The following is a 21,682-nucleotide window of genomic DNA, read 5'->3' as shown; positions in this document are numbered from 1 at the left end:
ATGAAATACACCGCTTTACTTCTATTCCTAAGTTTTTATATTAATATAAATTCTCAGGAAAATTATAATTCAGAATCATATAGAGTTACTCTAGGAGATATAGAAAGTAAAACCTTCTCCAAAGACTCCACTGCGAATGCCTTAGTCATTTATGAAAAAGGCAATAGTTATGTTAGTAAAAATGATTTTGATTTAAGAACTGAAGAAAAACATAAAATAAAAATTTTAAAAAGAGAAGGTTTTGAACATGCCACAGTAGAAATTCACTTATACAGTAATGGATCTAGAGTTGAAAAAGTAGAAAAGATACTAGCCACTACCTATACCATTATAGATGGAGAGGTAATCAAAACCAAATTGGATGAAGAAAATATCTTCACTGAAAAATACGACGAAAACCACACTCTTGTTAAATTTACGCTTCCAAATGTAAAAGTAGGCTCAGTAATTAGTTATAGTTATACCATTATTTCTCCCTTTATGATGAAATATCATGGATGGGATTTTCAAGGCAGTATTCCAAAACTTTATAGTGAATACACGCCTAGTATTCCAGGTAATTGGGAATACAATATTAAACTTGTTGGTGGCCAAAAACTAGCTATTAACGAATCAGAAGTTGAGAAAAACTGTCTTATTGCAGGTAATGGAGCATCTTCACATTGTTTTAATGCAAGATATGTAATGATGGATATTCCTGCTTTTATTGAGGAAGATTACATGACAAGTAAATCTAATTATTTGATAAAAATAGAATACGATTTAAAAACCTTCAGAAGGTTTGATGGCACTTTAGATCATATTACAAAAACTTGGAAAACCGTTGACAAAGAATTAAAAACACACCCAAAAATCGGAAAACAACTAAACAAATCGGTTGATTTAGAAGAATTCCTATCCGCAGACATCATAAACGAAACAGACCTACTTAAAAAGGCACAATCCATTTTTAAATACGTACAAAACAATTATAATTGGAACGAAGAGTATCTAATTTTCAGTGAAACATCGGTAAAAGATTTGATAAAAAGTAAATCTGGTAACGTCGCTTCAATAAATATTCTATTACATAATTTACTAAATGAAAGTGGGATTGAAGTAAACCCTTTACTAGTATCGACAAGAGACAATGGTTTTCCCACTAAAGTTTTTCCAGTTTTATACGACTTCAATTACCTTATTGTTCAAGTAAACATAAATGATAAAAAATTTATGTTGGATGCTACAGATAGTTTTTTAAATTTCGGTGAGATTCCGTTTAGATGCTTAAACCAATATGGCAGGTTAGTTGACTTTAAAAATGGTAGTAATTGGGTGGACTTGAAACCATACAAGCCTTCAAACATTTTTTATCAAGCTAATTTACATTTTAATGAAAACGGAGACCTTATTGGAGACATAAAATCTAAAAGAACGGGGTATCATGCTTTTTACAAAAAAAAATCTTTCTACTCTAATAAAAATGAATATCTAGATAAACTTGAAAACACTTTTCCTTACATAGGAATATCTGATTTTGATGTAACAAGCGAAGGTAAAAATAGTGAAGACTTCAAGGAAGCCTACAATGTAGAATACAATTTTGATGAGGCAGGAAACAATATATATTTAAACCCTTTTCTTGTAAAGTTTTTTGATGAGAACCCTTTTAAACTACAAGAACGTACCTACCCTATCGATTTTGGCTATAAGGATAGTTACTTCTACATGTTCAAGTTTGAGTTAAATGATAATTACAAGATTGTTGAAATGCCTCAACCAAAAAATGTTATGTTACCAAATGGTTCAGGACAAATCTTATTCAATGCAACTCAAATTGGAAATACAGTAAACGTAAGTTTAAAAATAGCTTTCAAAAAGTCTATTTATAATGCTGAATATTACACATACTTAAAGGAGTTTATGAATGAGGTTGTGAATATTCAGAACAACACCATAATTTTAGTTCAAAAAACTAACTAATCTTTTTATTACTTTTGAGTTTATGAGTAAATACACAAGAAATAAATGGAGGTTAAGACTTCAAGAAATTATTTATGAAGCAGATACACCTTCTGGAAAATTATTTGATGTTGTCTTATTAATAACAATTTTAGCTAGTATTGTACTAGTTATGCTAGAAAGTGTTAATAGCATTGATGAAAATTTTCATGATTTTCTTAATATCTCTGAATGGATTATTACCATATTATTCAGTTTAGAATATATAGCGAGAATTATTACGGTAAGAAAACCACTTAACTATGTCTTTAGTTTTTATGGTATTATAGATTTACTATCTACTATTCCCAAATATATTTCATTAATTTTTGGTGGTATTCATGCACTTGCTGCGTTACGCGCTTTAAGATTATTACGTGTTTTTCGAATATTAAAACTAGCACGTTATTTAGGTGCATCTCACAATCTGATAAATGCTCTAAAAGCTAGTAAAGCAAAAATATCAGTATTCTTATTTGCAGTTATAATTGTTGCTATTATTTTAGGTACAATAATGTATTTAATAGAAGGCGAAGAAAATGGTTTTACTAACATCCCAAAAAGTGTGTATTGGTGTATTGTAACACTAACTACAGTTGGGTTTGGAGATATTGCTCCCCAAACACCCCTTGGGCAATTTATAGCTTCGTTAGTTATGATTTTGGGTTACGGTATTATAGCAGTACCTACTGGTATTGTATCTGCCGAATATACCAATCAAAACAATACGGATAAAAACAAAAAGAATCCCCAAGATTCAGAAATCAACTTAAATTCACAATCCTGTAAAAACTGTCTCACCACGGGTCATAAAGACAAAGCAGAGTTTTGTTTTAATTGTGGCGAAAATCTAAAAAATTAATATTTGGGCTTTACCAATACAACCCTTAACGCTGGTTGTTTTAAATAAAATTAATTGATTAATTTGTAAAGGCATGTTAACTGTGTTTTGCATAAGAATATCTAAAAGTCTGTCAAGAACATTATGTATTTCCTACTGCAAAAGTTTCAAGCCCAATTTTGTTGGTTATCAAACATTTTTTCTCAAATTGCACTCAACATTTCTCGGATATGAAATCGTTTTAATACTTAAACAAGTTTAGCACAGGTGTTTTATATCCGACTTAAACGAAGTTAGTTGCTTTTTTTACAAAAAAAAGCAACTATATAAATCAATGTTTCTATTAAACATTTTAATTCGCATAAATGATTTATTCAAATTAACTTTACCAAATAAATACAACAAGCTATAAACTCAAACGCAAAATATCTCATTTCCATAGTTGGTCCAACAGCCATCGGAAAAACAGCGCTAAGTATAAAACTAGCACAACACTTTAAAACCGAAATTATTTCAGCAGATTCTCGTCAATTTTTTAAAGAGATGCAAATTGGTACTGCTGCACCAACACCCGAAGAATTAGCTGGAGCAAACCATCATTTCATCCATCATAAATCTATAAAAGATAATTACAATGTAGGCGCTTTCGAGAAAGACGCCATAAAACTCTTAGATGATTTATTCAAAAAAAAAGATACAGTAATTATGGTTGGTGGTTCAGGGCTATATATAGATGCAGTCACTAAAGGTCTAGACCATTTTCCAGAAGTAGATGCAACTATTAGAGAAACATTAAACAACCAATTAGCTACAAAGGGTTTAGAATCTCTTCAACACCAATTACAAACCTTAGATCCTGTATCATATAAAAACATAGCCATAGATAACCCACATCGTGTTATTCGTGCTTTAGAAATCTGTATAGGCTCAGGAAAACCTTATTCATCATTTTTAAATAAAGACAAAGGTAAGCGCACTTTTAAAACCATAACGATTGGGCTTTCTGCCAAAAGAGAATTCATATACAACCGTATAAACCAACGTGTTGATATTATGATAAAAGATGGCTTATTAAACGAAGTAATAAGTTTGTTAGAATACCAAAATTTAAACGCTTTAAACACCGTTGGTTATAAAGAACTATTTAATTATTTAAACGGCAATTGGGAATTAGAATTCGCCATTTCAGAAATAAAAAAGAATACTAGACGCTTTGCAAAACGCCAACTGACTTGGTTTAAGAAGAATGAAGATATTATTTGGTTTGATTATCTAACCGAAAAAGAAGAAATTATAAAACACTTAAAAAAGAAATAATAGATAAGTAATTTTACTCCATAGTAACGTGGCTATATTTAGCATTAATTATAATGTTTTTTCCACTTGCTAAATCTCCAGTAGAAAAATTAGAAACATGTTCATCATCCAATTGTTTTGGATGTTTTATATGTGACCGCGTGCCTTTATACTGCACATTACAATTAACGTTTGGTAACTCAATAAAAGCATCATTATTTTGAAGAATCATATTCAAACTAATAAAGTTATCATCAATATTATAGATTTTTACATCTCCAATATTGCCATCAATAATGGCACTTCCAAACAAATTTTCAACATCAATATTAGACGATACCGAGTTTAAAATTAAATGCTTCACATTTTCAAGTTCAACAGCTTTTACATGGTTTAAATTCAATTCTCCTAAATTCCAGTTGGTTACATAAATCGGTGAATAAGAAGCATTAATGGAAGTTAAACTTCCATTAATGCTTTCTGCTGTAAATTTTGTGTACTGTAAATCGGCTTCTAAATTATCAATATTAGCCGCAAATTCAATTTCGCCATGCTTAACATTAACCCTTAATTTAGCGCCTTTTGGCATTTTAATTTTAATTGTTTTATTAACATCGCTATTCGATTTGTTATGAAACAATCGTTCAATCTCTTTCTCTCTATCTTTAATTAAAATAGTACGTTTTTTATGCGCTTTTGCACGTGCCTTTGCTTGCTCTTTATGTGCTTCTTCACGTTCTTTGTGAGCCTCTGCACGCGCCTTTTGAGCTTCTATACGTTCAGCTTGCCCTTCCATTTGTTTAGCAAAACGTTCTCCCCAAGCTTCCATCTTTTTAGCATAATCTTCTCCATACTTTTCTTCCCATTCCTTGCCAAATTTCTCTCCCCATGCTTCCATCTTTTTTGCATAGTCTTTTCCATATCTAGATTCAAATTTTTCAGACCATTCCTCTAAATACTTTTCACCGTTCTTCTGATAAGCATCATAATCAAATTTAATAGCATTAACACCTTCAGGTAATTCAGGTAATTCAGGCATTACTGGCATTTCCGGCATCTCTGGCATTTCAAAATCGAAATCAAAATCAAAATCCATATCAGGCATATCAGCAAGTTCAAATTTTAATTCATTTAATATGGCACCTACCGAGTGGTTAACATGCTCACAACCATCACAACTATCAGAATCTCTATGCACCCATAAAGAAGTACTACGACCACCTCTAGTAGAAATTGAAACCTCATTACTTGTAGCATCAATATCAACATCCCAAGATTTCAAAGCAACTTCAAGTTCTTCCTTACTAAGTTTTTCGCCTTCAATATAAGCCTCTATTTCCATGGTATCTCTATTCCATGTATCAATTATAATATTGCTATAACTAGTGTTTAAGTCAACCACCACATCTTTATCTACTTTTATAGATTGCGATACTTTAGTTAATTTTTGCTGCGCCATAATACCCCCTGTTATAAAGAAGCATAACGCCAATAATCTGATTTGATTTATAATTCTGTTCATTTTTTGATTTTTTAAATTGATTGTAAAACTTCATCTGCCAAAGCATCAGAAGTATTAAATTCTTGCAATTGCGCTCTTAACCGATACAATAAATTCAAACGTAATTTTAAATTATCAATTAAGGCATTTACTGTTAATTCACTTGGTCCAGCCTCGGTTAACTCTAAAGATAGTTTTTGGTATTCCTTATCTAGTTCATTTAACTGAATTAAATAGCCATCAAACAACTCCTTAGTTTCTGGTGTGTATTCCATTTTAGACAATTCTAAATTAATACTCGCTAAATAGTAATCTTCAACCTTTTTTAACCCAGGCGAAATATCACCCAAGGTTTTAGTATCCACCGTTTTGTTAGCAACAACCACTGGTGCATCTGCTATAACATCTGGCTGAAAATACTTAAACGCACCTAAACTTAAACCTAAAAGCACCACAATACTAGCTGCAATTTGCATCCAACTAAACTTGGGTTGTTTTTGCTCTGGCAAGGCAGCATCTAACTTGTCAAGAAAACGTTCTTGATGATTTTTAGGCATCTTCTCACCCGATATCTTGTCATTTTTAAATAACTCTCTAAGATCTTGTGCCATCTTTTCTAAGTGTTAACAGTTTTTGTAATTTTACTTTTCCTCTAGATAGTTGTGTTCTAGATGCAACTTCAGAAATATCTAGAATCTCCGAAATTTCTTGATGGTCATACCCTTCAATTAAATACAACATCACAACGTATTGATACTTTTCCGGCAATATATTAATAGCTGCCTTAACATCATCCAATGTTATTGTATCCTCTACCAACCATTTGTCGTCTTTTGGTGTATCAACAACCTTTAAATGCGCCTCATCCAACTCCACAAGTAGCTGTTTTTTGACCTTTAAAAAATCGATACTTTTATTAACAACAATACGTTTTAACCATGCTCCAAAAGTGACTTCCGCTTTGTACTGGTGTAGTTTAGTAAAAGCCTTAATAAAAGCCTCTTGCACCACATCCTCAGCATCAGCAGCATCTTTCAAAAACCGTTTAGCAACAATATACATCCCGTCGCAATACTGGTTGTATAACTGCAATTGCGCCTTACGGTTATTCTGTTTACATTGTTCAATAATGTCAACTTGAAACATGCTCAATTTACTTTTGGTATAAGTTAGTTCATCTTAAAGACGATTAAAAAATCAGAGTGTTGCAAAAAATTAAAAATCTTTTTCAAAAAAAGGTTTTGGCGTTACCCATCGCTCATACCTACAAGGTTTTTAAAACCTCGCAGGATCGCTCAAGGTCGAGCTATCCGTTACAAGTCCTCGCTCCTATCGTCGCTGTGGGCTTTCCACTGCAATCTCTAACGCGAGTCAATCAGCTAAATTGAGTTTTCAGTAGCAGTCACAATCTCAGTTTACAAACTCCAAACTGTTTGTTCAACTGAGTAAGTCTTCGCGACTTAGCGCCTTTGCGAGATAAAAAACTCAGCAGAGTAATCACCTAAGAGTAATTGTTTCTATTCACATCCTTCAAACTTTCCTCTTCTAACTTCTAACTTCTTCACAACAAAACTAAATAAATTAGCGTTTGCATTTTACTAATAATGCCTTTTAAATTATCTTTATGCTCTTAATAAATTGCTATATATGAACACCTTCTTAAAACGCGTCTTAATTTTACTATCTCTAATAGCATTAGGTTTATTTTTATATTCCACTTTCATAGAAAATATTTTTGTGCAACGTTTAAGTCCAAAAGATACCGTAGAATTTAAGCTAAACGATTTAAAACTTGAAGTGTTTTACAATAGACCCTACAGAAAAGAGCGCGAAATTTTTGGGGCTTTAGTACCTTTTAACCAAGTATGGCGAACTGGAGCAAACGAAGCTACTACCTTCGAAACCAACAAACCTCTACAAGTAAACGGCATGCCATTAGCTAAAGGTAAATATACACTTTGGACGGTTCCAAAAGATTCAACATGGAACGTCATTTTCAACTCAAAACAATATTCTTGGGGTGTAAATGCCGAAATGAAACCCATGTGGGATCCAAACTACGATGCCTTAAACATCGAAGTTCCTGTACAAAAACTAAACAACCACGTAGAGCAATTTACCATTGCCTTTGATAATTCTACAGATAACCTATTTTTAACTATGGCTTGGGATGATGTTAAGGTTGCGGTACCACTTAAATAAGTTACCAGTCGCTGTGTCAGTTTATAGTTCACAAAAAATAAAATTGTAAATTAGACAAACATTAATCTACTAGTGTCAAAACAAAAAAAATCTGCATTACAAGAAAAAAAAGGGGTTTCTATTTCAGAAATTACTAACTCCTCATCTATTGAATCTATTAAAGATAAGCGCAAAGCAAAAATTAGCACAGATAATTTAGTAGAATCTATCCTAAAAAAAGATATTACTGCATTAAGTCGGGCCATAACTTTAGTAGAAAGTAAAAACAAAAAACATAAAGCACAAGCCAACGCAGTATTAAAAGCATGCTTACCACATGCCAATAACTCTATTAGAATTGGTATTACAGGCGTTCCTGGCGTTGGTAAAAGCACATTCATTGAAGCCCTTGGAAAACACTTAACAACTATTAGGAAACGCGTTGCCGTTTTAGCCATAGACCCAAGTAGCAACATAACCAAAGGTAGTATTCTAGGAGATAAAACTCGAATGGAAGATTTAGTAAAAGACGAAAATGCTTTTATTCGTCCGTCTGCTTCAGGTGATTCTCTTGGTGGAGTGGCAAGAAAAACTAGAGAAACCATAATACTCTGCGAAGCCGCTGGTTTTGATATTATTATAATTGAAACGGTTGGTGTAGGTCAAAGTGAAACCACTGTACATAGTATGGTCGATTTTTTTTTATTACTAAAATTAGCTGGTGCTGGTGATGAGCTTCAAGGTATAAAACGCGGTATTATTGAAATGGCAGATGCTATTGCCATAAACAAAGCCGATGGCGATAATTTAAAAAAAGCTAAACTAGCTAAAGTAGAATTCAATAGAGCACTTCACCTCTACCCTGAAAAATCATCACAATGGCAACCAAAAGTTACGCTTTGCAGTGCGCTTAAAAATGAAGGCATTGATTCTATTTGGAACAGTATTTTAGAATACGTTGAAACGACTTCAAAAAACAACTTTTTCAATGAGAAACGAAGTGAACAGAATAAATTTTGGCTTATTCAAACCATAGAAGACCAATTAAAATCTGATTTCTTCAATACGCCAAAAATAAAAAAAGAATTAGCAAATCAAATACAGCTTTTAAAAGACAACCAAACTACACCTTTTGCCGCAGCAGATTATTTGTTAAACCTCAACAATTAAACTGTCACAAATCGCTTTAGTAAAAACTGAGCAAGTTTATAAAACATAAACCCAGAAATAGCGCCAAAAGTCATTCCGCAAACAATATCTATTGGGTAATGCACACCAACATAAACTCTGCTATATGCAACCACAGCACTCCAAAACAGTAAAATAAAAATTAAATTTTTGTAGTAAGGCTTTAATAACAGACCTGTAAAAACTGCCGCTGCCATAGAGTTTGAAGAATGCCCTGAGAAAAAGCCATATTTACCACAACGTACTGCAATATATCTAATTTCATCAGCAATTTCATCTACACGACATGGCCTAGACCGCATAAAAGTGCGCTTAAAAATATTTGTTATTTGGTCTGTAAACGTTATCATTAAAGCTATCACAACCACAAAAATCAACATAGATTTTAATCCATAATTTTTATACAACAGAAATAGCAAAAAGGCATACAACGGAATAAATGTTAACTTATTTGTTATAATCAACCATAACTCATCCCAAGTTGAAGAACCTAAATTATTCAAAAACAAGAATAGTTCTGTATCGTATTCTAAAAGTTGTTCAATCATCTGTATACGCTTAATTTCACTCTTTACTCATCATATTTAGCTACTTCACTATCATAAAATGCTGTAGCATCTTTTATAGCAGTTTCGGTTTCGGTTTCTAATTCCTTTTGGTCCTCAGCATCAAAATCTTCAAACCACTCAACATTATCATTTTCAAGATTAATTATAAACCTAGGAAACTCAGTATGAATAACGTAAATAGCATTTGGAAATTCAGTATTATCACCTAGTATAAATTTTGGAATACTCATTTTTAAAATTATTTAGTGTTCGACAAAATTAATCTTTTAGTCAAATAATTAAACCGAATATATAATAAAATTGCAGCAGTTGTTAAACCTGCCAATAATCCTAGCCAAATGCCAAAACTTCCATAAGCATCTTCTTTCCCTAAAAGCCAACTTATTGGAAAGCCAACTAACCAATACGATATAAAAGTAATAATGGTAGGTATTTTAACATCTTGTAATCCTCTTAAAGCTCCCAAAACTAAAACTTGAATACTATCACTTATTTGAAAAATAGCAGCTGCAATCAATAATTTTGAAGCTATACTTACAACTTCCATATTATCAACTAAGTTTTCTGCATCATCATAATTAACATATATTTTTGGTAGGTAATCATGCAACACAAAGAAAACTAAGGCGAAACCAATAGCTAATAATGTTCCCATTAAAAATAAAGAAAAGGCTATTCTACGCAATTCAAAATACGCCTTTAACCCTTTTTGGTTACCAACTCTAATCATTGCTGCAACGCTTAACCCCATGGCTACCATAAAAGTCATTGAACTTAAATTTAATGCAATTTGATTTGCTGCTTGCGGGTTTTTACCCAGTAAACCACTAAGCCAAATAGCAGCTGTAAAAATGGCGACTTCAAAAAACATTTGCATGGCGCTAGGTGCTCCTAAGTTGATGATTTTTTTAATCATCAATTTATCTAGCACAAAGAATTTAATATTTGTTACAAAGGTTTTTGACTTTTCTTTCCCTTTTAATAAATACCATAAATAGCCAACCATTATAATTCTAGAAGCTAAGGTTCCATAAGCTGCCCCAACTATTCCCATTTCTGGAAAACCAAACTTTCCAAAAATCAACACATAGTTTAAAACAATATTAATAATATTACCCAGAAGCGTAGCATACATTGGGTATTTAGTCATTGACAGCCCATCACTAAATTGTTTAAACCCTTGAAAAATAATTAATGGAATTAATGAAAATGCTACCAAATCTAAATAAGGAATCGCTAACTCAACAACCTCAACTGGTTGTTTCATTAAATACATGAGTGGTTTTGCAAAAAACACTAACAAAAAGAGAAGCACTCCTAAAACGGTACATAAAAATAAACCATGTTTAAACGAAGATTTTCCCTTAACAAAATCTTGAGCCGAATCTGCTTCAGCAGTTAAAGGTGTAATGGCTGTAGAAAAACCAATTCCTAAAGACATGGCAATGAACATGAAACTATTCCCTAATGATACTGCGGCCAATTCAGCTGTTCCAAGTTGCCCTACCATAATATTATCCACAAAACTAACAAAAGTATGACCAAGCATACCCAGCATTACTGGTGCAGCTAATTGCCAATTATATTTAAACTCTTTTGTGTAATTTGAAAATTGCATTGAACAAAAGTACTATATCACTTTTATCTTTTAATAATTTGCAAGCAATCTTTTTGATTTTATGAATTATTAACAAATGTTAATAATTATTTGTAATTTTTCTCATATAAATTGAAGTAATATATTACATTCGCGATGTTCCAAATCGTTTTCCCTAAGTTCTCAGTAGTATAGAAACGTAAGCTTCATTTATAGGGATTAAAATTAGTGCTGGTTTCTAAAAAAGAAAGGGAGGGAATTTAATTTCCTCCTTTTTTATTTCATCAATTATTTAAAAATATTCTTTTAAATATTTACAATTTCTTTCTTAGATAATTCAAATTCCTTTACAATACCCTCTACAATTTCTGCTACTGGCTTTACATCATGAATCAATCCAGAAATTTGACCAATTTCTAATTCGCCTTCCTTTAAATCACCTTCAAACATACCACGTTTTGCTCTTGCTCTACCTAATAATTGTTTAAGTTGCTCTAGTGTTGGACTGAACTTATATAAATCTTGAACTTGATTATAGAATTCGTTTTTTATTAATCTAACCGGCGCTAATTCTTTTAAAGTTAATTGAGTATCCCCTTCTTTAGACTGAACAACTAAATTTTTAAATGCATCATGAGCGGAACTTTCTTCACTAGCTACAAATCGGCTTCCTATTTGTACGCCATCTGCCCCTAAAACCATAGTTGCCAACATTGCTTTACCTGTAGCTATTCCTCCTGCAGCTATTAAGGGTATTTTAATATGTTCTTTTACTATAGGTATTAAGGTTAGTGTTGTAGTTTCATCTCTTCCGTTATGTCCTCCAGCTTCAAAACCTTCGGCGACAATGGCATCAACTCCTGCTTCTTGAGCCTTTAATGCAAATTTTAAACTACTTACAACATGTACTACAATAATACCTTGTTCTTTCAACCAAGAAGTCCAGACTTTAGGGTTTCCTGCGGAAGTAAAAACAATCTTTACACCTTCTTCAATTATTATATCCATAATTTCTTGAATATTTGGATACAACATAGGTACATTAACACCAAAAGGTTTGTTAGTAGCCTTTTTACATTTCTGAATATGCTCACGCAATATTTCTGGGTACATAGAACCTGCTCCAATAAGTCCTAAAATTCCAGAGTTACTAGATGCGGAAGCTAATCGCCAACCACTATTCCAAATCATACCTGCTTGTATAATAGGAAACTTTATATTGAAAAGTTCAGTAATTCTATTTGACATTATTGCTTAACGATTTTAAAGGTTTTGGAAATTGTATTACTTGTTAATTTGAATATATACAGACCTTTGGATAATTGCTTTAAATTAATCTCTTTATTAGTTTTTGAAAAACTATTTGCTTCAACCTCTTTTCCAAGAATATCAAATACTCTTAATGAAATTATATTTTCTTCTGAAGGTAACTCTAAATAGAGCTTATCTTTTACAGGATTAGGATATATTTTAATGTTTTCATTTATATCAGAGTTTAATGACAAAAAACTTAAAGCCATTTCTAAATCTGGTATACCATAGCCAATAGAATAATCAGGATTTGAGGATTGAGAAGAAAATTGTCTTACCAAATCCATAATTTCTGTATTTGTATCTAGAGGGCGTGCTTGCCATAAACAAACTATTCCTCCTGCTAAAATTGGGGAACTAAATGATGTACCATTTAATGTTCTAATTACATCATCTGGTCCAATAACATAACTTGCTTGACCCTGTGCAACAACATCTGGTTTATTGTTTGGTTGCGTAACATTTCCTTTAGAGCTAAAATTAGCATAATCTCCATTTGCTTTAACTGCTCCAACTGTAAAAACACCAGGTGCATCAGCAGGTGCTCCAACTATTCCCCAAGAATCATTACCAGAATTTCCAGCCGAAGTAATCAACAAAAGGCCTTTTTCAAAAGCAATATTTGCCCCTTTAGTTATGAACGCGGAGTTACCATCCATATCGGCTTGTGTATAACTATAATTTGGATTATCATAAGTTGTGTAACCTAAAGAGGTATTAATTACATCTACTCCTAAACTATCAGCACGTTCAGTAGCTTCAACCCAATAACTTTCTTCAACGGGGTTTTCGTTTGGTGCATCCTCTGTTATAAATAAATAATATGAAGCATCTGGTGCTGTACCAACAAATTCATTTTCAATATAACCTGCCATATTACTTAAAACAAAAGTTCCATGATCGCTATTTGTCCCCGTATAAACATTAACCTCGCGATTTACAAAATCATAACTTCCTAATAAATTACCCGCATCTCGCAATCTTTGAAACGATGCCATCGTATTTACATTTGTAAAACCTGAATCCATAATGGCTACAGTCATTCCCGTTCCTGTAAAACCAGCAAGATGCAATTCATCTCCTTTAAACATCTCTATTTGATTGGATGCATCACCATAATTAAATATTGTAAATGTATTTTCTAATTTGGAATGGTTTTTTTTCTTTCCTTTTTTAACAACAGACTTTGAGTTTAAACTTTTATCAGCAAAATCAATAGTATCAACAAAACTTAAATCTGTTAAAGCTTGGATATCTGTCTCAATACCTCTTACATGAACAGCATTAAACCATTTAGATTTGGCCAAAACTGTTATCCCTGTAGCATTTTTTAATTGCGTTATATAAATCTCATTAACAGGAACATCTCTAGCATCAATAGTTACACCATGTTTATTTTTTCTATCAATAGCTTTTTGGGTAAGAATACTTATTGGATTGTTTATTGAAGCTGTAACATTTTGTTTATCTGTTAAATAAACCCAAGCGTCTTCAATTTGTGCAAATACACTGAAACTGATAAAAACAAAAAATAGTAGTATTGATTTTTTCATAACATAGCGATTAAGCAATGCTAAGTTATGAAATTACTCCCGAACCTATAAGTTCATCATTTAGATACCAAGCAACAAACTGACCCTCGGTAATTGCTGACTGAAAATTTTCAAATTCAACATATAAACCACTATTTACTTTATGAAGTGTAGCATTTTCTAGAGTTTGTCGATAACGAATTCTAGCTTTAACTTGCATGGTTGCATCAATTTGTAACTCCAAATCTTCACGAATCCAATGCAATTCTTCATTACTAACAAATAGTGCTTTTTTGTATAATCCAGGGTGTGTTTTTCCTTGACCAGTGTAAATCACATTATCATCTACATCTGTATCAATTACAAATAAAGGTTCAACTGTGCCGCCTACTCCAAGACCTTTTCTTTGTCCTTTTGTGAAATAATGGGCACCTTGATGCTTACCTACTATTTTACCAGAATCCATTTTATATTCTATTTTACGAGACAAATATTCTAATTTTTCTTCTTCAGAATTAAATTCAGTTTGAATATAGTTGTAAATATCTTGTTCACTCGGAACCTCCACAATAACACCTTCTTTTGGTTTTAGTTGTTGCTGTAGAAAATCTGGTAATTTCACTTTACCAATAAAACACAGTCCTTGAGAATCTTTTTTCTCCGCAGTAACCAAATCAAGTTTTGTTGCAATAGCTCTAACTTCTGGCTTTGTTAACTCACCAATTGGAAATAAGGCTTTTGATAATTGCTCTTGAGATAATTGGCATAAAAAATACGACTGGTCTTTATTATTATCTGCACCAGCTAAAAGTTGATAGACATCTTTACTATCTTTTTGAATAGTCCCTTTTCTGCAATAATGACCCGTAGCTACATAATCTGCTCCAAGCTCTAAAGCTATTTTCATGAACACATCAAACTTAATCTCTCTATTACAAAGTACATCTGGGTTTGGTGTTCTACCTTTCTTATATTCATCGAACATATAATCAACAATGCGTTCTTTATATTGTTCGCTTAAATCGACAGTTTGAAAAGGAATACCTAATTTTTCAGCTACTAGCATAGCATCATTACTATCATCTAACCATGGACACTCATTAGATATAGTTACAGAGTCATCATGCCAGTTTTTCATAAACAAGCCAATTACCTCATAACCTTGCTCCTTTAATAAATAAGCAGCAACGCTAGAATCCACACCTCCTGAAAGACCAATAATTACTCGTTTCATCATTAAAAATTAGTGCACAAAGATACATAATATTGTAAGATTCTGTGATTAATTAAAAAAATGAAATAATCGACGAAATACATTTTGTTTAATTTATTTATAAAAATATTAAACATAATTTGATATTTTGTTTAATTATTTTATATATTTGTTAAACAAACATAAAACTTTTGAAAAATGAAAAATTTAAATCCCATGAAAAAATTTGCTATAATATTATTTTCAGTGCTTACAATTACATCATGTAGTAATGATGATGACGATAGCACAATTGAATTTGAACCTACAAACAGCATTGTAGAACTTGCACAAGCTACACCAGAACTTTCTAGCTTAGTTACTGCCTTAGTAAAATATCCAGACTTAGTTGATTTATTAAGCGGAAATGGAACTTATACAGTTTTTGCTCCAAACAATACGGCTTTTGCTGACTTACTTGGCGCCATAGGACAAACATCTATTGATGATATTCCAGAAGATGTACTTAAAAGTGTTTTGCAGCATCATGTTTTTGCTTCAGCAGCTTTAGAAGCTAGTGACGTAACATCTGGCACCATTACAATGGCTGGTGGCGAAACTGTTGACGTTGTTGCAGATTCTAATGGCGTATTTATAGATAGCGCTCAAGTTATTGCTGTAGATGGTTTAGCAACAAATGGTGTAGTTCATGTAATTAATAGTGTACTTGTACCGCCATCAATGTTACCTATAGTTGGAACTATTGTAGCACCAGCTTATTTTAATAAAAACTTTACGACACTTATTGAGGCAGTTCTTGCAGCCGACCCAAGTATATTAGAGCTTTTATTAAGTAATGGCCCAGGTGATAGTGGTTTAACTCTTTTTGCTCCTACTAACGATGCATTTACTGCTGCTGGAATAACAGATTTAGCAGACGTAGCAGACATTGTTGATACTGTTTTAGCTTATCACGTTGTTGATGGTACTATTATGCAATCTATGCTCCCTGATTCAGGTATAGCAGCTGCTGAAGTTTCTACTTTAGGAGGAAATATATACATTACAAATGCAGGAGGAGCAGTTTCAATAAATGGAACAACTATGGTAACAGCAACAGACATTACTGGGTCTAATGGTGTCGTTCATGTTATTGACAGAACTTTAATTCCACCGACTAATACCATTAATGATATAGTAGCTAGTCTTGCTGGAGGCAATCCTGCTGAATTTACAATGTTAGCTGCGGCATTAGCTCAAGCTGGTTTAGGTGATACTTTTGGTACTGCAGGTCCATTTACAGTTTTTGCCCCAACAGATGCTGCATTTATGGATGCTGGTTTTGCTAATGTTGATGCAATTAATGCCACAGATGCAAGTGTTCTAGTAGCAATATTGACTCATCATGTAGTTGAGCCAAGCGTGTATATCTTTTCAACAGATTTGACTGATGATTTACAAGCTCCTATGTTAAATGGACAAAACGTAACAATTGACTTAGATACTTTAACTATTCAGGATGCAGCAGGATCAACTCCAGCAGGGTTGGTTACTTCTTTACTAAATGTACATGCAACAAATGGTGTTGTTCATGTTATTGATAAAGTATTACTACCGTCTAATTAATAAAATTAGTTTGGTTTGTTGATTGTAGGCAAACATTAGTAATTCCCGCTAAAATTGTCTATGAAAAAGAGGGCGCCTTAAGAAATTAAGGCGTTTTTTTTATGTATTTAGGTTTATAGGTAAAGTCTTTTTCCTTTACAAGTTTTGCGTCTTCGTAGTACTTCCAAACGCCGTGTTTTTTACCTCTTTTATATTGACCTTCAGATAGTAATTCCCCTTTAGGGCTATAAAATTTTGCAGCGCCATGCAATTCGTCATTTTCATATATATATGTTTTTAAAACTACATTTTTTTCAGATAGCCAAAACGATTCACCATTCAATTTGCCATTAATATAATTTTGTTTTTCGGCTATTTGTCCATTTGGGTAATACACCAAACGCTCCCCTACTAACTCGCCTTTATCATTATAATTTTCGATTGTAAGTAATTGATCTGAATTTTTTTGATAGTATTTCCAAGTACCAATATATGTTTTACCATTCATGTTTCCTTCACTAATCACTTTTCCATTAGATGCCAAAAACTTTACCTCAGCTATTTTATTTGCCTCATTAAATAATTTAGTTGCCGAAAGAATAGCTTTCTTTTTATAATTCTTATAAAATTTAAACAACCCTACTTCCTTTCCATGATTAAACTGTCCTTCGTATCTTAAAATATTAGTGTCCTCAAAATGCTTTTTCCATACACCATGGCGCTTTCCGTTGGTATCAAATTGATTTACGTTTTGAGCAAACATGAAACTATTAAACATTAAGAAAAATAAAAAACTATAATACATCTTCATTTTTAAAATTTTATTTTATCCCTTTATTCATTATTCATTATTTAATATTAATGAATTCATGAATCTTACGATTTCGCGGAAAATTACATTTAGTTAACGACTAAACTTTAATTATGTTATAACAAAAAAGCTGCCAAAAATGTTTTCTTGACAGCTTTTATATTTTAAAAGATACTGAAAGACCTTCAGCACTAACAATTACTTACCCTTTTTTTGAGCTTGCTTTTGCTTTTCTGCTTGCTCCATCATTTCAGCCATTTTCTTTTGAAAACGACCTTGCTTTTTAGGCTTCTTTTTCTTCTCTTGCATATCAGCATGAATTTTATCTTCATCAAGAATAAAATTTTTAATAACTAAAATAATTCCAATACTAATAACATTCGAAATAAAGTAATACAAACTCAAACCTGATGCATAGTTATTAAAGAAAAACAACATCATTATAGGAGAGAAATACATCATGTACTTCATCATTTTCGCCATATCTGGCATCCCTTCTTGCTGAGGTTGAGATTGCATATTCTGTCCTGTTGTTAAACGCATGTAAAAGAAAATTGCAACAGACGCTAATATTGGGAACAAACTCACGTGGTTTCCATAAAAAGGAATGTTAAAAGGTAAGTTTGCAATAACATCATAAGAAGATAAATCATCAACCCAAAGGAAAGATTTCTGTCTTAAATCAAACGCAGATGGAAAAAATTGAAACAGTGCATAAAACACAGGTAGTTGAATTAAAGCTGGCAAACATCCCGCCATAGGGCTTGCTCCTGCTTTGTTTTGCAACGCCATAGTTTCTTGTTGCGCTTTCATTTTATTATCCTTATGTTTTTCTCTAATAGCATCTAATTCTGGCTTTAAAATTTTCATTTTTGCCTGAGATAAAAACTGCTTGTATTGTACAAAAGATAATAGGAATTTCACCAAAACAGTCATCACAACAATAGCAATACCATAAGACATAAATCCACCTAAGAAACCAAACAATGGCATAAAAATATAACGGTTTATCCAACCGAAAAGTCCCCAACCAAATGGCACCAATTCGTCTAAATTTCTATCATATTTATTAAGTACTTTAAAATCACTTGGTCCGTAATACCAATCCATAGTTTGATTGATTTCTCCACCTTGCAATTCTAAAGGGATTGTTGCTGCAAAACTTTTAGTATAAACCGTGTCTATAGTCTCGTCTTTTACTAAGTTTTCAGTTTTAACTGTTACATTTTTAAAACGTGTATCTGTTAATAATGCTGACGAAAAGAAATGTTGCTTATAACCAATCCAAGCTACATCTTCAATCTCATCCTCACCATCTCTTGTGTAATCTGCTTTTCCTCCTTCATAATCATAATGAATATCTGTATATCTGTTTTCATAAGAAATACTTTTTGCATGACGATACCCTTTCAATTTCCAATCTAAATTGATGGCTTGCGAACTATTAATCACATTGCTTAATCCTTGAGAACGAATAGCAAAATCAATCATATAATCACCTTGCTTCAACTCATAGCGGTATTCTAAAAACTGACTTTCGGAAACTTTAAGTTTCATAGAAACTACAGTAACATTTCCATTTTTAGTAACCTGAGGAACAAACGGTAAATCTTTTGTATTTAAAATTCTGCTGTCAGTGGTTCCAAAATTAATATTGAAAGAGGCATTATTATCTTTAATTATGTAGATTGGAATAGAGTCGTAATCGACAAATTGTTTTAATCTTACCTCAGAAAGATAACCCCCTTTATTACTAAACTTAAGTGCCAGTAAATCACTTTCAACAACTGTTTCTTTATCATTAGATTGAGAAGCAGAATATGCAAATGCCCCTAATTTATTTTTAAGTTGAATCATTTGAAGTGAATCTACTCCTGAACCAACCGTATAATCAGTAGCAGTAGTAACTAAAGTCTCTTCTTTTTCTTTTTGTTCAGCTTCAACTTGTTCTTGTTTTGCTTTTTCTTGAGCTTCTAATTCCTCTGGCGAAGGCTGGTTCTGCCAAAGCATGTATGCTAGAATTCCAAAGATGAGTACAAAACCTATAATTGAATTTATGTCTAATTTTTTTTCTTCCATCTAATTTTAGTTGATGTTATTCTGAATGTAATGAAAAATCTATTTTAAAGATATTTCGACTGCGCTCAATATGACAAACATTATTTATTATAAAGTTTATTGAATAATCAAAAAGCTATCCAATTTTACTTTTGTGCCATAGTGGCATTATTTTTCTTTTTCTTATGATTTAACGACGCTTCTACAAAAGCTACAAAAAGCGGATGCGGATTTGCTACTGTACTTTTATATTCTGGGTGATACTGCACCCCAACAAACCAAGGGTGTTCTGGGATTTCAACAATTTCAACTAATCCTGTATCTGGATTTAAACCTGTCGCAATCATGCCAGCAGCTTCAATCTTTTCTTTATAATCCCCATTAAATTCATAACGGTGTCTGTGACGCTCAGTAATACTATCTAATTTATAAATACCTCTTACAGCACTTCCCTTTTTTAAATCGCAAGCCCATGCACCTAAACGCATGGTTCCTCCTTTATCTGTAATATTCTTTTGGTCTTCCATCAAGCCAATTACAGGATTGTTTGTGCTTGCATTCATCTCTGTAGAGGCGGCATCTTTAATTCCCAAGACGTTTCTAGAAAATTCTATAACTGCCATTTGCATCCCTAAACAAATCCCTAAAAAAGGCACATTGTTTTCTCTAACATATTGTACAGCATCAATTTTACCATCAATACCACGCTCACCAAAACCAGGTGCTACTAAAACACCATCAAGATGTGCTAGTTTTAATTTTGCGTTATCTTTATTTATATATTCTGAATGTACAGACTCTACATTTACTTTAACTTCATTTTCCGCCCCTGCATGAATAAAAGCTTCTAAAATAGATTTATAAGAATCTTGAAGCTCAACATACTTTCCTATTAAACCTATAGTAACTTCGGTTTTTGGGTTTTTATGTCGGTGTACAAATTGATTCCATTGTGTAATATCTGGTTTTGAACTATCTAAATTTAATTTTTCAAGAACCACCTTATCTAAACCTTCTTCAAGCATTAAATTAGGTACATCATATATTGTAGAGGCATCAATGGATTGAATAACAGCTTCTTCTTTTACATTACAAAATAATGCCAATTTTCTACGAAGGTCTTTAGGTAAGTTGCGTTCTGTTCTACACACCAAAATATCTGCTTGCACACCACTTTCCATAAGTGTTTTTACACTGTGTTGTGTTGGTTTAGTTTTCAATTCGCCGGCGGCCGATAAATAAGGCACCAAAGTTAAATGAATAACAATACCATTATCTTTTCCTAAATCCCATCGTAATTGACGCACAGCTTCAATGTATGGCAAGGATTCAATATCACCAACGGTTCCACCTATTTCCGTAATAACAATATCGTAATTTCCAGATTTACCAAGCATTTGAATACGCTCTTTAATCTCATTCGTTATGTGTGGAACAACCTGAACCGTTTTTCCTAAAAATTCACCACGACGCTCTTTATCAATAACACTTTGGTAAATTCTTCCAGTTGTTACGTTATTAGCTTGACTTGTTGGTCGGTTTAAAAAACGTTCGTAATGCCCTAGGTCTAAATCGGTTTCTGCTCCATCTTCAGTAACATAACATTCGCCATGTTCGTAAGGGTTTAGAGTTCCTGGGTCAACATTAATATAGGGGTCTAATTTTTGGATAGTAACTCTATAGCCTTGGGCTTGAAGTAATTTAGCTAATGATGCTGCTATGATTCCTTTTCCTAAGGATGATGTAACCCCACCGGTTACAAAGATGTATTTTGCTGTATTTGTCATGTTGCGCTTATAAACGCAGGCAAATTTACAAAATTAAAATAGTTATTTTAGTGGGACTTGTTAACAATTTTAGAATAGATTTTAGACTACAAAAAATTGAGATTGTGATAAATTTGCTATCGATTGATATAAGTCATTGAAGCTACGTAATAAAATATGAATAAAACATGCCAACTCAATTGACTTTATTGAAAGATATGACAAAATGGAAATATATAATAAATATACTTTTC

Annotated in this window: 18 protein-coding genes; 6 read left to right on the top strand and 12 right to left on the bottom strand. The window is 32.4% G+C overall.

The genetic code is table 11. The annotated features are described in order from the left end of the window. From Q0870_RS05275 to miaA, 3 genes are all read left to right on the top strand, one after another. Nucleotides 1-1,962 carry a DUF3857 domain-containing protein gene (locus tag Q0870_RS05275; RefSeq protein WP_298552440.1) on the top strand — a complete coding sequence of 654 codons (1,962 nt, stop codon included), beginning with the start codon at nt 1-3 and terminating at the stop codon, nt 1,960-1,962. Between the two features lie 22 nt (nt 1,963-1,984). Beyond that, complete coding sequence (locus Q0870_RS05270; RefSeq protein WP_298552425.1) at nt 1,985-2,842, top strand: ion transporter; 858 nt, start codon at nt 1,985-1,987, stop codon at nt 2,840-2,842. A 387-nt stretch (nt 2,843-3,229) separates the two neighbouring features. After that, entirely contained in the window at nt 3,230-4,138 is a 909-nt protein-coding gene (gene miaA / locus Q0870_RS05265; protein ID WP_298553444.1) for a tRNA (adenosine(37)-N6)-dimethylallyltransferase MiaA, read from the top strand. A gap of 13 nt (nt 4,139-4,151) precedes the next feature. On the opposite strand, the gene Q0870_RS05260 is transcribed toward miaA, so the two are convergent. From Q0870_RS05260 to Q0870_RS05250, 3 genes are read right to left on the bottom strand one after another with little or no spacing between them, the layout of a single operon-like run. Continuing rightward, nucleotides 4,152-5,639 carry a DUF4097 family beta strand repeat-containing protein gene (locus Q0870_RS05260; protein WP_298552415.1) on the bottom strand — a complete coding sequence of 496 codons (1,488 nt, stop codon included), beginning with the start codon at nt 5,637-5,639 and terminating at the stop codon, nt 4,152-4,154. An 11-nt stretch (nt 5,640-5,650) separates the two neighbouring features. Further along, nucleotides 5,651-6,229, bottom strand: coding sequence for a hypothetical protein (locus Q0870_RS05255; RefSeq protein WP_298552403.1), 579 nt, complete (start codon nt 6,227-6,229; stop codon nt 5,651-5,653). Beyond that, a complete protein-coding gene (locus tag Q0870_RS05250; protein ID WP_298552389.1) occupies nt 6,213-6,764 on the bottom strand; it encodes an RNA polymerase sigma factor in 552 nt (183 codons plus the stop codon). Before Q0870_RS05250 ends, Q0870_RS05255 begins: the two co-directional genes overlap by 17 nt. 501 nt (nt 6,765-7,265) lie before the next feature. Here Q0870_RS05250 and Q0870_RS05245 point away from each other — a divergent pair. Together Q0870_RS05245 and meaB are read left to right on the top strand one after the other, a co-directional pair. Next, nucleotides 7,266-7,820 carry a DUF2911 domain-containing protein gene (locus Q0870_RS05245; RefSeq protein WP_298552375.1) on the top strand — a complete coding sequence of 185 codons (555 nt, stop codon included), beginning with the start codon at nt 7,266-7,268 and terminating at the stop codon, nt 7,818-7,820. 72 nt (nt 7,821-7,892) lie between these two features. Next, nucleotides 7,893-8,969: a methylmalonyl Co-A mutase-associated GTPase MeaB gene (gene meaB, locus Q0870_RS05240; RefSeq protein WP_298552363.1), complete on the top strand. Its 1,077-nt coding sequence runs from the start codon at nt 7,893-7,895 to the stop codon at nt 8,967-8,969. On the opposite strand, the gene Q0870_RS05235 is transcribed toward meaB, so the two are convergent. From Q0870_RS05235 to mnmA, 6 genes are all read right to left on the bottom strand, one after another. Continuing rightward, nucleotides 8,966-9,535 (bottom strand): phosphatase PAP2 family protein, encoded by a 570-nt coding sequence (locus tag Q0870_RS05235; protein WP_298552343.1) that lies wholly within the window; start codon nt 9,533-9,535, stop codon nt 8,966-8,968. The two genes, meaB and Q0870_RS05235, sit on opposite strands and share 4 nt — an antisense overlap. A gap of 23 nt (nt 9,536-9,558) precedes the next feature. Further along, complete coding sequence (locus tag Q0870_RS05230; RefSeq protein WP_298552305.1) at nt 9,559-9,786, bottom strand: hypothetical protein; 228 nt, start codon at nt 9,784-9,786, stop codon at nt 9,559-9,561. Between the two features lie 8 nt (nt 9,787-9,794). Continuing rightward, nucleotides 9,795-11,174, bottom strand: coding sequence for an MATE family efflux transporter (locus Q0870_RS05225; protein WP_298552295.1), 1,380 nt, complete (start codon nt 11,172-11,174; stop codon nt 9,795-9,797). A gap of 285 nt (nt 11,175-11,459) precedes the next feature. Beyond that, nucleotides 11,460-12,401: a nitronate monooxygenase gene (locus Q0870_RS05220; protein WP_298552292.1), complete on the bottom strand. Its 942-nt coding sequence runs from the start codon at nt 12,399-12,401 to the stop codon at nt 11,460-11,462. Further along, complete coding sequence (locus Q0870_RS05215) at nt 12,401-14,017, bottom strand: S8 family serine peptidase (protein ID WP_298552285.1); 1,617 nt, start codon at nt 14,015-14,017, stop codon at nt 12,401-12,403. The genes Q0870_RS05220 and Q0870_RS05215 overlap by 1 nt, the downstream gene beginning before the upstream one ends. A 25-nt stretch (nt 14,018-14,042) precedes the next feature. Further along, nucleotides 14,043-15,230 (bottom strand): tRNA 2-thiouridine(34) synthase MnmA, encoded by a 1,188-nt coding sequence (gene mnmA / locus Q0870_RS05210; protein ID WP_298553443.1) that lies wholly within the window; start codon nt 15,228-15,230, stop codon nt 14,043-14,045. Between the two features lie 177 nt (nt 15,231-15,407). Between mnmA and Q0870_RS05205 the strand changes: the two genes are divergently transcribed. Continuing rightward, entirely contained in the window at nt 15,408-16,814 is a 1,407-nt protein-coding gene (locus Q0870_RS05205) for a fasciclin domain-containing protein (protein WP_298552276.1), read from the top strand. 85 nt (nt 16,815-16,899) lie between these two features. Here the strand turns inward: Q0870_RS05205 and Q0870_RS05200 are convergent, their stop codons facing one another. From Q0870_RS05200 to Q0870_RS05190, 3 genes are all read right to left on the bottom strand, one after another. Continuing rightward, nucleotides 16,900-17,604, bottom strand: coding sequence for a toxin-antitoxin system YwqK family antitoxin (locus Q0870_RS05200; protein ID WP_298552261.1), 705 nt, complete (start codon nt 17,602-17,604; stop codon nt 16,900-16,902). Between the two features lie 198 nt (nt 17,605-17,802). Further along, on the bottom strand, nt 17,803-19,683 hold the full coding sequence (yidC, locus tag Q0870_RS05195; protein ID WP_298552248.1) for a membrane protein insertase YidC: 1,881 nt from the start codon (nt 19,681-19,683) through the stop codon (nt 17,803-17,805). A 125-nt stretch (nt 19,684-19,808) separates the two neighbouring features. Further along, nucleotides 19,809-21,449, bottom strand: coding sequence for a CTP synthase (locus Q0870_RS05190; protein ID WP_298552236.1), 1,641 nt, complete (start codon nt 21,447-21,449; stop codon nt 19,809-19,811). Between the last annotated feature and the right edge of the window lie 233 nt (nt 21,450-21,682).

Origin of the sequence: uncultured Algibacter sp. (assembly GCF_947487575.1) — a bacterium.
In the GTDB taxonomy this organism is placed as follows: Bacteria; Bacteroidota; Bacteroidia; order Flavobacteriales; family Flavobacteriaceae; genus Algibacter_B.
Note: the sequence above shows the minus strand (reverse complement) of the source record. Positions and strands in the feature narration are given on the sequence as shown.